Source organism: Streptomyces shaanxiensis, from assembly GCF_039537145.1.
Taxonomy (GTDB): Bacteria; Actinomycetota; Actinomycetes; order Streptomycetales; family Streptomycetaceae; genus Streptomyces; species Streptomyces shaanxiensis.
In genome coordinates this window covers 18,405-33,663 of record NZ_BAAAZY010000019.1, presented here as the reverse complement: position 1 = coordinate 33,663, position 15,259 = coordinate 18,405, and the positions used below count along the sequence as shown (strand labels likewise).

Genomic DNA, 15,259 nt, shown 5'->3' with positions numbered 1-15,259 from the left:
TGTTCACCTCGCCAGGTTCATGATGTGGGTGCCGAACGTGGTGGCGAGGGCGTCGGCCTCGTCCATCCAGGGCTTTCGGTCCTCAACTGTCCCGACGCCCTCGCCGAAGTCGCCGGGAAGGTTGGCCGAATTGCGCCCGTCGACCGCGCCGGTGGTGACAGCGACGGCGTACGTTCCGACGGGGTCCCCGCCCATGCCGTTGCGCCTGCTCTCCTGCCACTTGGCCGCGAGCGTCCCGGGAACCTTCAGCGGAACCACCGCGGCATCGGGGACGTCCTCCCCCGACTGATCCTCGAGGTACTGGCCGAGTTCCGACCCGGCTTCGCTGTCCTTGGGCATCACGACGATCGCGACCGTGGCCACCATCTCACCGGTGAGATCGACATACGTGGCACGCAGCACGGCCTCGCAGCCGAGCTCCAGCGCCTTCTCCTTGGTCTCTCCGCTGAGGCCCTTGGAGCACGAGGTGTCCTCGGAGATACCCATCCGGTTCCACTGCGCGATCTTCTTGTCCGACGCCTCGTACGTGTAGTTGGGAGGGTCGCCGATGGTCTCCGGGAAGAGCGCTTCGGTGGTTTCGTTGCGCCACACCACGGACGTGTAGGCCTGGTTGGGTATCACCTGCTGCGCGTTGCTGTACGCGTGCGCCACCAGCGCCCCGCCGCCGAGCATGCCGAGCACGCCGAAGACGGTGAGCACGATGCCGAAGGCTTTACGGCCGGTTCGTCCGCCGCCCGAGGGGGGCACCGGCGCCCCGGGCACAGGGCCGCCGGGGACGGCGTATCCCGGAACAGCGCCGCCAGGGACAGGCCCTCCGGGGACGGGGTGGTTCGCGGGCGGGGCGGCGTAACCGCCGTACGGAGACGGACCCGGCTGAGCCGGAGCGGCAGCCGGGGGAGGCCCTGGGGGTGCCGCCGGCATGGGCGGCGGGACCGGGGCCGCCCCCTGTCCTTGCGGTTGCCAACCACTCTGCGGTGGCGGCTGCCCATACGGATTACCGCCGCTGGGCGGCGTGGGGTAAGACATGGTTCCCTCTCACACGTCCTTCTGCGAGGGAGCACGATGCGTGGTCCGGGCTCACACGACAGGAGCCCGCATCTCCACCGACCCGTACCCAGGTCACCGCGAGGCTCGACTCGAGCCACTCGCACACCTTTCGGCGTCCCCCGTGAGTCTCCCGACACCTTATGACCTTCGCAGACGCAAGGTGTGTGCGGTCCCGTGGAGCTCCCATAACGATCTTATTGACGGGCTTGCCCGCGGTAGAGGGCTATGGCTGTCTCCACCGGGTAGTTGGGGACGGCGACCGTCTCGCCGGTGTCCTTGGCGACGATGATCTTGCTGCCGCCCGGTGCCGCGGGCCGGGGCGGGCCCGAGGCATCGGTGGCAGGCGGGAACGTCGGGTACACCAGGTAGCCGATGTCGAATTCGTGGACGTGCAGGGGAGCGGGGGTGCCGTCCGGCAGCTCGGGTTGTGCGTAGCGGCTGCGGACGATGGCGAGGGCCTGTTCGGGGGTTGTGGGTGGGAATGCGGGTGGAGTGGGGGCGTCGGGTGGCATGAGGCCGGCGGTCTCCGTGGCGCAAGTGGTCGGGGTCGTCATACGGCCGGGTGCCCGATCCTCGTGGGAGTCGGGCACCCGGCGGCTGTCTGTCTGTGTCGCCGCTAGTCGGTGGTGGGGAGGGCGACCAGGGTGTACGCCTTGTCGCCCAAGCCGGTGAGGGGGTCCGCCAAGGCCATGAAGAGCCGGTCCTTGTGCCAGAAGGGCCTGCCGGTAGTGGACATCGCCTTGTCGACTTCGATCGGGTACTCCACGACCGTCTTCATCGAACCGTCCTCGGCTCCGAATTCGACCAGCTCGGATCCCTTGTCGTTGTCATTGCTGGTCACGTAGGCAAGGATGCGATCGCCTCCGGCCGTCGGCAGCGGGTAGTACTCCTTGCCCTGGGCCGACTCCGTCTTCCACAGCTGCTTACCGCTGTCGAGGTCGTAAGCGACCATGAGGCCCTTGCTGTTCTCTTCGGACACGCCCATGACGAACGTGTCACCGAAGACGCCGGCCTCCGGCCAGCGACCGCCGTCCGAGCCGGAAGTATGGAGGTATTCAGCCGGCTTGGCGGGGGAGAACTCGCTGCGTACCTTCCCTGTCTTGTCGTCAAGGGAGAAAAGGGCTTCTCCGTTGTCGCCGTCCCGGATCATGACGATGGGAGAGGTCGAAAGAACGCTGCCGCTGGAGAGCTCGCCGAAGCTGTCCTCGGGGATCTCGTGACGGTAGGTCCACCGGGCCTTGCCGGTCGCCGGATCGACCAGCGAGACCTCGTCCCATCCATCTCCCCAGTCGGGGTCGTCGGGGTCGCTGATCTGGCAGTGACGGACCCTGAGCAGCGCCTCGCCACCGCTGAAGCCGCCGCTGCCGCAGTCGGCCGTGGCGAACCGCTTCGGATTCCAGGCCGGTGTACCGTCGGCCGCCTTCAGGGCAAGCGCCGTGTTTCCGCCATTGATGACGACGACGTCGCCGGCACGAGCGACCGACGCACCGTCCGAGGAGTCACCGAGGCTGATCTTCTTGTCCCAGAGCTTCTTGCCGGTGTTGAGGTCGTATGCCACGACGTGGTCGCAGGCCCTGCTCTCACCATAGGTGACGACACCGATGTCGCCCGAAGAGTCCTCGGGCGCGATGCACGATTGGCTGGTGCCGCCGGGGAAGGGCGCGGCCCACAGCTGCTTCCCGGTATCGAGGTCGTATGCCTTCACTCCGCCGGTCAGGGCCTGGACCACCGCCTTGTCGGTGAACCAGGTGCCCCGGTTGGTACCGATGTTCGCGTCGACGGTCGATCCCTGCGGCTTGGGGGCGGCCACGCTCCACAGCACGTTGTTGCTCGCCGAGCCGACGAACATGTACCAGGCCCCGTAACCGGCCCCGCTCAGGACGAGTACGGCCATGACGAGCAGCACGATCATCCCGACCGGCTTCTTGCGCGCGTTCCCCTGGTGAGGCGGGCCGCCGGGGCCTCCAGGACCGCCGGGGCCGCCGTAGCCGTACCCGGGCGGAGGCTGCTGGCCGTACCCCTGCGGGGGCTGCTGGGGGTAGCCGGGGCCCTGCTGAGGTTGCTGCGGGTATCCGTAGCCCTGCGGGGACTGTTGGGGATGCCCGTAGCCCTGAGGCGCCTGTTGGGGATGGCCGTATCCCGGCGGGGGAGCCTGCGGCGGCCCAGGCTGCGGGGCCTGCTGCGGCGCACCGTACCCGTACTGCTGGGGAGGCTGCGGAGGCTGTGGTGGGCTCTGCGGAGGGCCCTGCGGTGGCGCCGGAGGCTGCTGGGGGTAGCCGTATCCCGGCGGGGGTACGGGCGGTGGAGGCTGCTGGCCGTACCCGCCGCCGGCGCCCTGCATACCGTCTGTGGACATCAGCTGTTGCTCCTCACGTAACTGGCCCAGGCGGCCTCGAACTCGCTCTTGCCCATGCCCGTGGCCTCGCGCAGCTGCTGGTCGAGCTGGTCAGGGTTGTCGTAGTGGTCGGTGACGAACTTCAACGCAGCGGCCTCGCCGCCCTTTTCGGCGATGAACCGGATGGCCATGTAGCTGAGCGTGTAATTCGTGGAGACCTCGTCGTCGAACCCGGCGTCATTGGGAAGTGAGCCCCCGAATGCCTTACCGGTGACGTCGTTCCGGATGCTCCATTCGCCGAGCTCGCGGTCGAAACGGAACGCCACGTAATCGGCGAAACCTTCCACGACCCACCAGCTCAGGTAGTTCTCGGAGTCGAAGCCGGAGGCGGCCTCGAGGGGCTGGACGATGGCGTGCGCGAACTCGTGGTGGGAGATCTCCTGGACGAGCTTCGGCCAGTACGTCGCGTTGGTGAAGCGCTTCCCGGACATGTCCATCTTCACTCGGGCGCCGCCGTACTCCAGGTCCTTCTCGGCACCGCTGGAATCGGCGTCGAAGCTGGGCATCGCCACGCTCTGGCCGGCTTCCCACTCGACGGATTGCGAGCCGTACAGGGAGGAATACGTCTTGCGGTCGCGCTCGAGAACCGTCACGAATCCAGTGGGAGTCTCGGTTCCCGCGGGCCCCTTCGACTTCCACAGCTCGATGTCGTCCTTCGCGGCCTTCTCGATGTACGGCGCGAAACGGTCCGTGTCCGCGGCGTACTTCTTGTCCGAGATCGTGAGCGAGTGGTCCTGCTTCACGACGTGCATGTCCTCGTAGAGGTCCCAGGGAGCCGGGTAGTACACGTAGCTCGCGGAGCCGTAGGCGCCGGACGCGGGCCCCACTCTGGTGATCTGCGGCTCGGCGTCCTTCGATTCCCGCTTGATGATCCATCGGTACCACTCGGACACCGGCCGGACATCCACGTTCTGGATCTTGTGGACGAAGGCGACGTCGAGGGCGACCGACGCCCCGTCGCCGTATTCGTCGGTGGTGTTGCCGCTTTGGTTGAGGATGGAGTACTCGGCCTGCGAGAAGGGTATTTTGCGCAGATTCTGGAAAAGGTTCTGCTGCGTGGCCTTGGCCTTGCCGGTGAAGGGGGCGAGATAGGCGTCCTCGTCACCGCTCTTCAACGCCTGGCTACGGCCGTCGAGCAACTCCTCGATGTCCTCGGGGCTGAGCAACTGCTCGCTCTGCGTGTCGCCGCCCGCGGACGGCAGCGAGCCGCCGCCGACGGCCTGGTACACGGCGAGCCCGCCGACTCCCAGGACCGCCAGCACGGCCAGGACGACGACGCCGATGACGGCCTTCTTCAGACCCTTGCCCTGATCACCGCCGCCTCCCCCCGGGGGCTGCTGTTGCGGGTACGGCGTGTGGGGCGCCGCCCCAGGCCAGCCTGGAGGCGTGCCGGGCGGATACTGCGGCGGGTAGCCGACGGGTCCCGGCGTGGTTTGGGGCGGGTACGGCGCGCCGCCGTGCTGTGGCGCCGGCGCCCACCCTCCCTGCCCCTGCGGATACGCGCCGCCCGGGCCTGTGGGCGGCGGAGGGTACGACATGAACTCGCTCTCCCCTGAATCTCGATGGTGCGCGGGACCGGGAAGTGCCGCGCATGCATCGGAGAGCTCGTGGCCGCGAAGCCCACAGAGAAATGGAGCGCTGCCTGAACGCTCAACCCCCTCGGCTGAGCCTGATCAGCTCAGCGTGACCAACTTCAGTGTGTTCGCACGGGCGATGACTCGCCGCTCATGCCTCAGCATCCCCGTTAATGCTCATGACACCCTACAAGCAGGTCAGTTGCAGGCCGGGGCGGTTCCCTATCCATGTGATAAAGCTCGTGAAGATGTTGTGTGGCCACCGCCCTCACAACTCCGCTGTCACGACGCCGCGCCAGCCACTCCGCTGTCACAGCTCCCAGAGCGCGTCGAGTCGCAGTCGTACGGCATACAGCCCGTCGGGACCTCCGACGAGGAGCAGGCCGTCGGGAGTGAGGGCGAGGGCGTGGCATGCGTCCAGGAGAGGGAGTACGCGCATCTGGCCGGAGTACACGTGCCAGAGGTGAAGTTCGGCGTCGCTCCAGGCGACGGCGAGTACGGGGCCGGCGGGGGTCTGGGCGGCGGCGAGGGCGGTGGCCAGGGTCGGGCGCTGTTCCACGGGGACCGGCATCGGCTCGGCCGAGGTCTCCCACAGGCGCACCGAGCCGTCGAGTGCGGCGCTGAAGGTGAGGGTCAGGCCGTCGGCGGCAATGTGCAGGCAGGTGGCTGCGGTGACCGGCTGCTCGTGCACGCGGTGAGAGCGGGGCGTGTCCTGATAGTCGCTCAGGGACCAGACATGGAGGTTGCCGCCTTGGTCGCCGACGATCGCGTAAGGGCTTTGCGGGCCGGCGCTGCCGAGCGCGGTGACCTGGGATTCGGCCTCGGTGAGGGCGGCCGAACCATGGTGCTCGGCGATGTGCCCCAGCACGGTGGCGGCGGTCGGATCGTCCTCGGTCGTGAGGGGCAGCAGCGTGGCGGACTGGTCGAGCAGGAGCAGTGAGCGGGCGTCGCGGGGGGCGACGGAAACGGGGCGTACGAAGGAAGGGGAGGAACCCGGTAGTTCGTACGACGGGGAGGGGCCCGGTCGTGCGGAGGGCGGCGCGGAGCCCGGGCGTATCGATGACGGATCGCTCGCCGCGTCGGCCGGGCCGCCGTCGTGTACGTCGTGCGTCCGCAGCCGCCCCATGACGTCGGCCGCCAGCAGGCGGTGCTCCTCGCCGGGCGTGAGGGCCAGTGCGGCCGGCCGCAGGTCCGGCCGTGCCCAGCGTGTGGACCACCAGTGCTGCTGGGCGAGGGGGCGCAGATACTCGGTCAGTGCCGGGTCCGTGCCTGCGGCGGCGGTGTGCAGGAGGGCGGCACGCTCGGCGCTGTCCGTGTGGTGCGCCGTCAGTTCGGGTGCGGCGTGCTGCCACACCTCGCGAAGCTGACCGGGTACAGGGATGCGTTCGTCGGCGAGTACGGCCGTGAGCGCGGTGGCCGAGCCGTGCACCAGGAATCCGGGGTCGGCCAGCAGGCTGCGTACGGCGGCACCTGCGTCGTCGGCTCGCAGGGCCGCGTCGAGGATGTGGCGCAGGACAGGGGCGGGCGCCTGCGTCCAGTCCGGTCGGCCGTCTGGGGTGCGCGGGACCGTCGCGAAGAGCTCCTCGGACCGGGGGTTGTCGCTCTCGCGGGGCTCTGCGGTGCGGGCAGGCAGGTCGATGGTCTCGGCGTCGTCCGCGGGCAGCAGCCCAGCGTCGCCCACCTCGACGGCGGCGCGCAGGTGGGGCAGTGTCAGCAACGGCTCCAGCAGGTCGGCGACCAGGGACGCCGCTGTCGCCGGCGGCAGATCCGCGGGCCCCGCACCGGCCCGGTGCAGATCGGATACGAGCAGCAGCAGTGGCCGTTCGTCATGGGCCATCCGGTCCAGGAGACGCTCCGGGGACAGCGGACCGTAGCCGAGCTGCCGTCCCAGTTCCCAGGCGAAGGTCTCGGCGGTCAGCCCCTCGGCCAGGATGGTGGCGTGGACGGTCGTCTGCGGGTTGCGGGTCGCCCCGGCCAGCAACCAGGCGAGCAGATGGCTCTTGCCGCTGCGTTCGGCACCGCGCACCAGGCACAGCCGGGGCCCGGCCCCGCTGTCGTCGGCGGCCCAGTCGAGCAGCTGCCGCCCGTGGGCCCGCTTGTCGTCATCGAGCGGTGGCCAAGAGGCCATGTCCGGAGTTACGGCACCGACGGTCATGTCGTACGGCTCCCCCTCTTGTCGTGTCCCGGCGTCCTAACGCGGCGGCTGCCCCGTCGCCTCGCGCAGCAGCCGGATGCCCTCGGCACGGGACTCGGCCGTCTCCCCGTAGGGGAAGTTGTGCGTCAGCTGCGCCTCGGGAAAGACCTGCCCGAGCCACATCGAGCAGTAGTGGCCCGGAGTGAAGCAGGCCTCCAACTCGGTGTGGATCCGCAGCACTTGCTGCGGCTCGACACCCGCGGCCCGCAGCCGGCCCCACAGCCGTTCCTCCGGGTGGACGCCGATCCCGCCGGACTGCGTGACGATCTGCTTCTTGCCGCGCTCGTCGACGATCTCGAACGCGGCGAACCACTCCGCGCTCGCGGTGTCCCTGATGTCGTCGAGGACGAGCGGCCACCAGTTCTCCCGCCCCTCGAACGCCGGCGGGTCGATAGTCCGCAGCCGCTGTTCGAGGTCCGCGTACGCGGCGGCCGCCTCCTGGGGCAGATCGGTGCCGAGAATCGCGGCGAGGGCCTGGTCGAGCGCGGCTAGCGACTGGGCGAACGCTTCCGGTGCCGAGTTCACGAACCTCAACGCCTCGAACCAGTCGAGGAGTACGGCGCGTACGACGCCCTCGTCGTCGGCGCAGAGCTCGAAGCCCCGGTCGGAGCCGAGGCGTGCCCACTGCCGGCACTCCTCCTGCACGACCGTGCGCCCGACGGACTGCGCGAACCCCTGCAGCGGCACATGGTCGGACTCGGCCGTGGCGAAGTACGGTCCGACCGCCAGGGGGACGGCGATCTGCGCGAGCCGCCGGACACTGCGGGGCACGTCGGCCGCACCGGCGGGCGGAGTCCGCCCGAAATGCCGAATTTCGCTGCCGTTCATCGCTGCCACACCCCTGGGAAAGACCATTACCACGTGGGGAAACTATCACGTGCCGCCGACGATATTGTCACCGCTCGCTCACCGGGCCTCTGGGCTGCCAACGTACTCGAGGATGTCATGCCAGCGGGAATTGCGCACCGCCAGAGCTTCCGGGTCGATTTCCGTCATCTGCTCGGTCACACGCCGTGCTGCGCCCTCAGGGCCGGGGTCTCCTGTACGGTCTCGAAGTCGTTGTTCAGGCGTTCCTTCTCCAGCGGTGGAGAAATTGGGCAAAGGAGTTGAGATCCTTGTTGAGCTGATAGATCCTCGACGCGTCACCCGGAAAGCAGTGAACGACTCCCGTGACTCCGTCCAGGGCGATGTCGTCGTCGAAGTCGAAGCAGGGATTGGGGCGGGTCGGAATGCCGACATCGCGCAGGACATGCGCACCGTCCCGTCTAGCCAATGGACTCGTACACATTCGAAAGGACAACATCCCAGGTGGGCATGCGAGGCGCGTCCTCGGCCTCCCAGTCGAACTCATCCGACCACGAGGGCTCCACCCCCGCGAACGGGAGCGGATCGACGCGGATCATCCGCTCTCTCAGGGACGCTGCCACGCCCTCCGAGTCCGGGATCTCGTCCGACACCGAGAAGTCGTAGTTGGGGCGTTCGAGCTCCAGTAGATAGAGGAAATAGAGGAAGGAGTCGAGGTTCTGGTTCAGGGGACAGGCCCGGTACTCTCCGTCCGGCAGGCAGTACACGGCGCCGGAGACGGGGTCCAGGGCCACGACATCGGCGAAAATTTCCCCCAGGACCAGCCAGTTCTCCCAATCTATCGGCATTTCCTGGTACCGGGAGAAGAAGCGGAGTTCCGCGCAACGGCGGAATTTGTTCGGGGTTTCGCCGTCGAAGAGCCCGCCGTCGAGCACGAAGAAGGAACTCCGGTCGTCCGGAAGGCCGACATCGGTCAGCAGCGAACGGGTGGACTCGCCGAGTTCCGCGGGCAGCTTTCTCTCGTCCAGGGTCACAAGCCGCTCCGCGGGGAAGACGGACTGCATCATCATGCGATCAGCGAGCTGGGGCATATTTCGTCCTGTTGGCCGGTTCGGGATTCTTTCCGTGGGGCATTTATCGCGGAGCGGGTGGGTGTCGCGGCCTCGCAGTCATTTCAGTGCCTCTTCTTCGGATTGATACCGTTGAGGTACCGCTCCATTTCGTCGTTGCCTTTCTGCTTCGACTCGGCTGTGTCGCCGTACTCGACGGTGTGCGACACACGCACGCTGTCCGGGAGATGTTCCGATATCCAAGCACTGCAGTCCTTGGCGCCCGGCCCGGTCGTACACGGTTCGCGCTCGGTATAGAGCTCCGACATCCCCTTCGCGTTCCCGGTGTCGAGGAACGGTATCCCGACCTGCCGTTCCGAATGCGAGCTGGGCCACTTGCTGCGGCCCACAAGTATGAACTCCTTCTCGGAGCCCCCCGGTTCGTACCGGGCCGCAGCGTAGTTACGGCTGGTGAACTTTCCCTTGCGGGCCTGCCCGTAGTCCTTGTTGGCATCGCGCGCCATCCTCGTGGCCTGTGACAGATCGGTGCTTCCGAAGGCGACCTGCTCCGAGGACTTCCTCTTCCGATCCGCCGGAGCGGGCAAAGGGTAGTCACCGGCCACCCTCCGGCCGACATGGTCCCCCTGCAGGTTGAGCGGGGTGAGCCGGGCTCTGTCGTCCGCCGTCAGATCCTGGTGCCCCGAAGAGGTGAGACGGGTGACTTTCCCCTGGTCATCCACATGGTAGACGTGCTTCTTGCCGATGTTCTGGAGCTCGGTCGACGTTCGGTCGTCGTTGTCCTTGTGGTTGGCGGCCATTTTCTTCAGGCCACGGGTCATGTTCTCCTCGAGGTGATCGGCAGACCGCTTGACGCCCCGCTCGATGCCCTCTACGACCTGCTCCAGCCCGGCGTTGCCCGCGTCCGCCAGCGGGTCCTTGCCCTTGGTGCGGCCGTGCGCGGACTTGGCGCGGGACAGCTTGCCGCCCGCCCCGTTGCGGATCTTGCCGCCCGCGCTCTTGAGTTGCGTACCGGCCCTGTCGAACGAATCCGGGTCCAGGCTGAACTGGCCGCTGCCTCCGCCGGGGCCGGTCGCGCTGTTCAGCCTCATCGCCCCGTCGGCGCTCGCCTTGGCGCTGTCGATGCCTTCGCTCAGGCCTTCCTTGCCGGCCCTGGCGGTCTGGCCGAGGTCGACGCCGTTCTGTACGCCGAGGGCGTTGCCGCCCAACTGGACCACCAGGTCGCCGGCCATCGAGCCGAGCGCCTCGAAGACCGGCCCCGTCGCGGTCTCGATGACCCGTTCGAGGATCTGTTCGCAAGCTTCCTTGAGGATGCGCTTGACCGCGATCCGGGTGGCCTGTGTCGCCGCCAGGCCCCCAAGCGTCGACAGGCCCAGCGTGACGGGCGACGCGGCGATCGCCGCCGCCACCTCCGCGGCGAGGATGCCGAGTTGCACAATCGCCGCGAGCTTCGCGCCCTCGATCACCGTGGCCACACCGTCCAGCGCCGTGGCCGCCAACCGCCCCGCCTCGGCGAGGTTGGCCAGGTGTGTGTCCTTGACCTTGCCCCAGTGCTTCTCGAGCGCCTGTACCGCGAGGCCTTCGTTCCCCCCGAGCAGATCGGTCATCGCCTTGTGGGCTTCCCCGGCGCCGTCATCGATGTCGTCGGCGAACTCGCGCATCGCCGTCGCCATGTCGCGGTAGTCGTCCTCGTCGACGTTCGGCCAGCTGACACCGATCAGATCAAGGGCCTCGTCCAGATAACTCGGCAGGGTGACGCCCACAAGAACCCCCGTTCGAAAGCGACTTGATGGAACGTAACTTCGAACAGTTCATGTGTGCAAGCTCGTCAAGGCGCACTGGTCTCGATCTATGACATGGCTGTCGCTGGGCGACCGTGCACCGGGAGCTGCTCCGGTCGCCTCCACGTCGGCAGGCCGAACCTCAGCCCAAGGTTGCTTGTCGTTTCCGCAGCTTGCTGAGGTCACGCTGAGCTTGGGCGCATGAGACTCCGGGGGGATACGACGACCCAGTCGATTGAGACACGAGCGGGTATCAGCAGAACGCCCGTCGCCCTGACGCCGCCGAGGACATCGGCTCGGCTGCATCGCAGGTGCCCTGCGAGTGGTGCTCTGTCTACGACGCCTACGGGGGCGAGGGCTCAGGTCCTGCCTTCGAGCGATGCGTCACCGCCTGGCAGGACGTGGCGAGGGCGCCGCGCCCCGCACATGAGGAGAGCGCGGACAAGCTTCGGGCGGCGAGCTGCAACTATGACCTCGCTGGGGATTCCCGCTGTCGTGCGGTTGCACACCGGGTCTTTCCTTCGTCGTGACAGCACACGGCCGACTCCCAAGTGTGGGGCGGCGTCCACGAATTCGGACCAGGCGAACAAGTGCCGGTACCACACCTTCACGGTGCGCGGCGCGCTGAGTATGGACAGTTCAGCGTGGTGGTGTGGCCGTCCTGTGGAGGAGCGGTCAGCGGATCGCTCGGCCACCACCCGCCCCACGACATGCCCGACCCACCTCTGCGATCCTGAGTCTCGTCATCGTCATCGTCAAACAGCACCGACAGTTGGGCGGCCATGAATTACAGCAGCCAGGGCCAGGGATGGGCTTCGGAAGGACAGCCGCCGGGGCAGCCGCAGGCGCCGGGACAGTACGGGCAGGCCCTGGCTTCGACGCCGCATCCGAGTCCGAACCCCATGCCACTGACCATGGTCGAGATCCAGAACTACAGGCTGAGCAGGTACGACCGGGTCCCGGCCGGGGAGCCGACCGTCACCATCCGTTCGGTGGACCCGGCGACGAAGGGTAACGCGATCGCGTACGTCCATGTGCCGCAGGACGCCCCGAAGGGAGGGCGCACGGCACGGCCGCCGTTCCACATCAGCGGCCTGCAGGGTGAGGTGCTCTGCTCCGTCCGGTCCATCGACGAAGGCGCTTACGACGTTCGCGGTGGCGACGGCACGGTCATCGGGCGGATCACTCGGAGCGGCGGACGTGTGCTGCCCTGGCCGCGCCGTGCGCACTGGATCTTGCAAGCGGCGAGCGGGGGCGAGCCGTTGACCGCGAAGAGGGGAACGGTGGGGGGCTGGGTGGCCTGGTCGCTCCTCGGCTTCCCGATCTACTCCGTCGTGTGGGCGCTCTCGACCGTCCAAGGGCTCCTGCTGCTGATGCTCGGGGACAAGGACGAGGCGAAGAAGGAGTCGGCCTGGGAATTGGAACCTCCGAGTCGTGCGCTGTGGCACCGGTCCGGTGGTTCCGACGCCGTCATCGACTACCGAGGCGGCTGCATCTTCCACTTCGAGTCGCCTCGGGTGGACTTCCGGCTCGCCTACGCCCAGGCCGTGCTGCACATGTGGGACGGCATCTGACGGGCAGCCATGCCATGTTGGCGACCGCGAACCTCTCCGTGGATCACGGAGGTTGGCTCCGATAATCTGTGCGGCGGTCACTGGATCACAACTACGGGGAGACACGGGGATGGCGGACTTCCAGATCGATGTCGATCGTATGAAGACCCTGATCAACAGGTTGGACCAGGTGGACGACCGCATGCGCGGCGCCCAGGAGCGGCTCAACAAGGTGGGTCCCAAGGGGCTGGGTACGGACGGTCTCGACAACGCCTGCGACGACTTCCAGGACGACTGGGGCGACGGCATCAAGCGGATCGCCGACGGCGCCAAGCAGCTGCATGAGGGGCTCAAGAAGACTGTCGAGTCGTACGAGTCGACCGACAAGGAGCTGCAAAAGGGCTTCAGCCAGGCGTAGTTCTGGCCTCGCTGATCCGAAAACCTGCACAACTCGTACACAACGGGGAGAAGACGATGGGAATGTTCGACGATCCCAACTGGCCCGGTCTGACGTTCAACCCGGCCAAGGGCGATCTGCACACGATCGAGTCGCTGGCGTACGACGTCAAGACGGTCGGCGACGAGCTCGACGAGATGCGCGAGATGCTCCTGAGCATCGGCAAGACGGACGGGGTCTGGGACGGCGAGGCCGCCAAGAAGTTCCAGGACAAGGTCGGCGAGCTGCCCAAGTACCTGAAGCAGGGCCACGAGTCGATGAACGCCTGCTCCAGGGCGCTCCGCAGCTGGCACGACGAACTCCAGACCATGCAGCAGCGGGCCAAGAGCCTCGAGGAACAGGCGCTCGATGCCCGCAAGCGGCTCGACCAGAAGAACGAAGCGGTCGACCGGGTCAACGTCAAGATCGAAGGGGCGATGTTCCGCCAGCTCACCGAGCAGGAGGCCAAGTCCCTCTCGGAGGAGGCCGACTCCGCCTCGGCGGCGGCCAAGGAGGCCGCGGCCGATCTGCAGTCGCTCATCAAGAAGGGCGAGGAGCTCCGCAAGAACTGGGAGGAGCAGGCCGAGAAGGCCGAGAAGGCCATCCGCGAGGCGTCGAAGAACCGCCCGCCGGACATCAGCGTCTGGGACAAGATCACGGATGGCCTGAAGGGCGCCTGGGACGGCTTCAAGAACTTCCTGATCGACAACGCGGACCTGTTCTCCACCATCTCCAGCGCACTCGCCGCGGCCGCGATTGTGGTGAACGTCCTCCCGATCGGTGGCCAGGTCGCCTCGGCGATTCTGGGCGCGGGCTCCATGGTGTTCGCGGGCGCGGCCATGGCAGGCCACTGGATGGGTGGAGCTTCGCCCTTCAAGATCGGCATGGATGCTGTCGGCCTTCTCCCCGGTCTCGGGGCGGCCAAGGGCCTGATCACCGGAATCAAGGGCGCGGCGAAGGGCGCGAAGCTCGCCGGAGCCATCCGCGGGACCGGCGCGGGCCTGATGGGCGGCATCAAGAACGGCGTCGTCGCGAACCAGATCAACAAGCAGGTTCTGGGCAGGCTTGGGAAGGCCCTGCCCGAAGCCGATGTCTGGAAGATCTCGCTCCCGATGAAGGCGGGCGGCTCTCTCTTCGGTGCCGGAAAACTTCTCTTCGGAGGGGACGAGGGCGGGAGCAGCACGCCTCCGCAGCAGGTGCAGACGATGCCCTGGCCGGCCACGGGTGACAAGTTCCACCAGACGCTGGCGGCCTGAGAGAGATGACCGAAGTCACCACGGCCACGGCCGGCTCCCAGGCCCCGAACGGCAAGTTCCATGTCGGCTGGATCATGCCGCCCTTCTTCCACGAACTCCCCGTGGACGCGGAGGAGCTCGACGAGGCGGGCGACCGGCTCGGCGAACTGGTCACGACGATTCTCGCGAACGGCAGCGAGGATGATCAGATCACGATGTTCGTCCTCTACCTGGAGATCACGGCCCAGTTGCAGGAAGCCGGCGCCGAGTACGCCGGCTTCTGCCTCATGGACATGGACGGCCGCCCGAGCACCGCCACCGTCGCGGTCTACCGGATGCCGCTGGAGAACACCAAGGCCGACGATGTGCTGTCGGAGACCTTCTCCACTCTTCAGCGGGCCTACCCCGACGACGACGTCAAGATCAGCTCACTGCCCTCCGGCAGGGGGGACAGCCAGGCCGTGGTGAGGATCGGGGGAGCACCGTTCACGATCTCCGCAGAGGCTTCCCCCACCGGGCAGCCCTTGGAGGTGCCCCGCGGTCAAATCCAGGTGTACGTTCCGCTGCCCGGCGACACCGACATGCTGGTCTTCGAGCTTTCCACGCCGTGCATGGAGGACTGGGACCTCTACTCGGAGCTCTTCGCGACGATCGTCCGGACGCTGGACTGGGCCTCGGAGGAGGAAGCCGAGATGGCGGCGGCGCTCTCCCAGGCCGAGCCGGTCCTGGACGTGACGCCCGACCCTGCCGTAGTCCAGGAGCTCTACGCCCACTCCAGCCGGGTCCTCGACAGTCTCGCCGTACGCGGCCGTATGGACGAGGGCAACGTGGTGTCCGCGATCACCTGCCCCGACTGCTGGACCAAGGGCCTGCGGTCGGCGTGCACGGCACGCCACCACTGGCAGGTGGACGACGTCGACGACGCGCTGCTGGCCGCCGCCGTCGATCGCCTCGGCGAGGCCTTCCAGAGCCAAGGATGGCTCAAGCTCTCGGGCACACCGGGCCAGAGCGTGTCCCTGGCCGCGGCCGGTGGCTCCGGGCACCAAGTCGACGCCACCCTGGTCGTCGGCCGACGACGGCTCGTCATCGAGGTCGTCGCACCCTGCACGCGAACGGTGAGTGGCCCGGGCGACTCCGTTTTCGGGTAGTCCCCGGCCGGAGGAGGCGGCCACC

At 67.7% G+C, this 15,259-nt stretch carries 12 protein-coding genes; 4 read left to right on the top strand and 8 right to left on the bottom strand.

Going from position 1 to position 15,259, the window contains the following annotated elements; translation table 11 throughout:
• Positions 1-3: 3 nt before the first annotated feature.
• The 8 genes from ABD932_RS30650 to ABD932_RS30615 form a co-directional block, all read right to left on the bottom strand.
• A complete protein-coding gene (locus ABD932_RS30650; protein ID WP_345017581.1) occupies positions 4-699 on the bottom strand; it encodes a hypothetical protein in 696 nt (231 codons plus the stop codon).
• Between the two features lie 542 nt (positions 700-1,241).
• Entirely contained in the window at positions 1,242-1,559 is a 318-nt protein-coding gene (locus tag ABD932_RS30645; RefSeq protein ID WP_345017579.1) for a hypothetical protein, read from the bottom strand.
• 104 nt (positions 1,560-1,663) lie between these two features.
• A complete protein-coding gene (locus ABD932_RS30640; protein ID WP_345017577.1) occupies positions 1,664-3,403 on the bottom strand; it encodes an outer membrane protein assembly factor BamB family protein in 1,740 nt (579 codons plus the stop codon).
• Positions 3,403-4,980 (bottom strand): hypothetical protein, encoded by a 1,578-nt coding sequence (locus ABD932_RS30635; protein ID WP_345017575.1) that lies wholly within the window; start codon positions 4,978-4,980, stop codon positions 3,403-3,405. Before ABD932_RS30635 ends, ABD932_RS30640 begins: the two co-directional genes overlap by 1 nt.
• Positions 4,981-5,326: 346 nt before the next feature.
• The gene (locus ABD932_RS30630; RefSeq protein ID WP_345017573.1) at positions 5,327-7,171 is read right to left on the bottom strand and encodes a hypothetical protein; all 1,845 of its coding nucleotides are present in this window, start codon (positions 7,169-7,171) and stop codon (positions 5,327-5,329) included.
• A gap of 36 nt (positions 7,172-7,207) precedes the next feature.
• Positions 7,208-7,981: a nucleic acid/nucleotide deaminase domain-containing protein gene (locus tag ABD932_RS30625; protein ID WP_345017571.1), complete on the bottom strand. Its 774-nt coding sequence runs from the start codon at positions 7,979-7,981 to the stop codon at positions 7,208-7,210.
• 494 nt (positions 7,982-8,475) lie between these two features.
• The gene (locus ABD932_RS30620) at positions 8,476-9,105 is read right to left on the bottom strand and encodes an SUKH-4 family immunity protein (RefSeq protein WP_345017569.1); all 630 of its coding nucleotides are present in this window, start codon (positions 9,103-9,105) and stop codon (positions 8,476-8,478) included.
• A gap of 83 nt (positions 9,106-9,188) precedes the next feature.
• Positions 9,189-10,844 (bottom strand): nucleic acid/nucleotide deaminase domain-containing protein, encoded by a 1,656-nt coding sequence (locus tag ABD932_RS30615; RefSeq protein WP_345017567.1) that lies wholly within the window; start codon positions 10,842-10,844, stop codon positions 9,189-9,191.
• A 920-nt stretch (positions 10,845-11,764) separates the two neighbouring features.
• Between ABD932_RS30615 and ABD932_RS30610 the strand changes: the two genes are divergently transcribed.
• From ABD932_RS30610 to ABD932_RS30595, 4 genes are all read left to right on the top strand, one after another.
• Positions 11,765-12,436, top strand: coding sequence for a hypothetical protein (locus tag ABD932_RS30610; protein ID WP_345017565.1), 672 nt, complete (start codon positions 11,765-11,767; stop codon positions 12,434-12,436).
• Positions 12,437-12,545: 109 nt separating this feature from the next.
• Positions 12,546-12,833 (top strand): WXG100 family type VII secretion target, encoded by a 288-nt coding sequence (locus tag ABD932_RS30605; protein ID WP_093911607.1) that lies wholly within the window; start codon positions 12,546-12,548, stop codon positions 12,831-12,833.
• A gap of 56 nt (positions 12,834-12,889) precedes the next feature.
• A complete protein-coding gene (locus ABD932_RS30600; RefSeq protein WP_345017562.1) occupies positions 12,890-14,107 on the top strand; it encodes a WXG100 family type VII secretion target in 1,218 nt (405 codons plus the stop codon).
• Between the two features lie 5 nt (positions 14,108-14,112).
• Positions 14,113-15,234 (top strand): hypothetical protein, encoded by a 1,122-nt coding sequence (locus tag ABD932_RS30595; RefSeq protein WP_345017560.1) that lies wholly within the window; start codon positions 14,113-14,115, stop codon positions 15,232-15,234.
• The last annotated feature ends 25 nt before the right edge of the window (positions 15,235-15,259 follow it).

What these genes read in the sequence shown, in the direction of transcription:
- ABD932_RS30645 (WP_345017579.1), bottom strand. Translation starts at nt 1,559, where the DNA reads ATGCCACCCGACGCCCCCACTCCACCCGCATTCCCACCCACAACCCCC.
- ABD932_RS30640 (WP_345017577.1), bottom strand. Translation starts at nt 3,403, where the DNA reads ATGTCCACAGACGGTATGCAGGGCGCCGGCGGCGGGTACGGCCAGCAG.
- ABD932_RS30635 (WP_345017575.1), bottom strand. Translation starts at nt 4,980, where the DNA reads ATGTCGTACCCTCCGCCGCCCACAGGCCCGGGCGGCGCGTATCCGCAG.
- ABD932_RS30630 (WP_345017573.1), bottom strand. Translation starts at nt 7,171, where the DNA reads ATGACCGTCGGTGCCGTAACTCCGGACATGGCCTCTTGGCCACCGCTC.
- ABD932_RS30620 (WP_345017569.1), bottom strand. Translation starts at nt 9,105, where the DNA reads ATGCCCCAGCTCGCTGATCGCATGATGATGCAGTCCGTCTTCCCCGCG.
- ABD932_RS30610 (WP_345017565.1), top strand. Translation starts at nt 11,765, where the DNA reads ATGCCACTGACCATGGTCGAGATCCAGAACTACAGGCTGAGCAGGTAC.
- ABD932_RS30605 (WP_093911607.1), top strand. Translation starts at nt 12,546, where the DNA reads ATGGCGGACTTCCAGATCGATGTCGATCGTATGAAGACCCTGATCAAC.
- ABD932_RS30600 (WP_345017562.1), top strand. Translation starts at nt 12,890, where the DNA reads ATGGGAATGTTCGACGATCCCAACTGGCCCGGTCTGACGTTCAACCCG.
- ABD932_RS30595 (WP_345017560.1), top strand. Translation starts at nt 14,113, where the DNA reads ATGACCGAAGTCACCACGGCCACGGCCGGCTCCCAGGCCCCGAACGGC.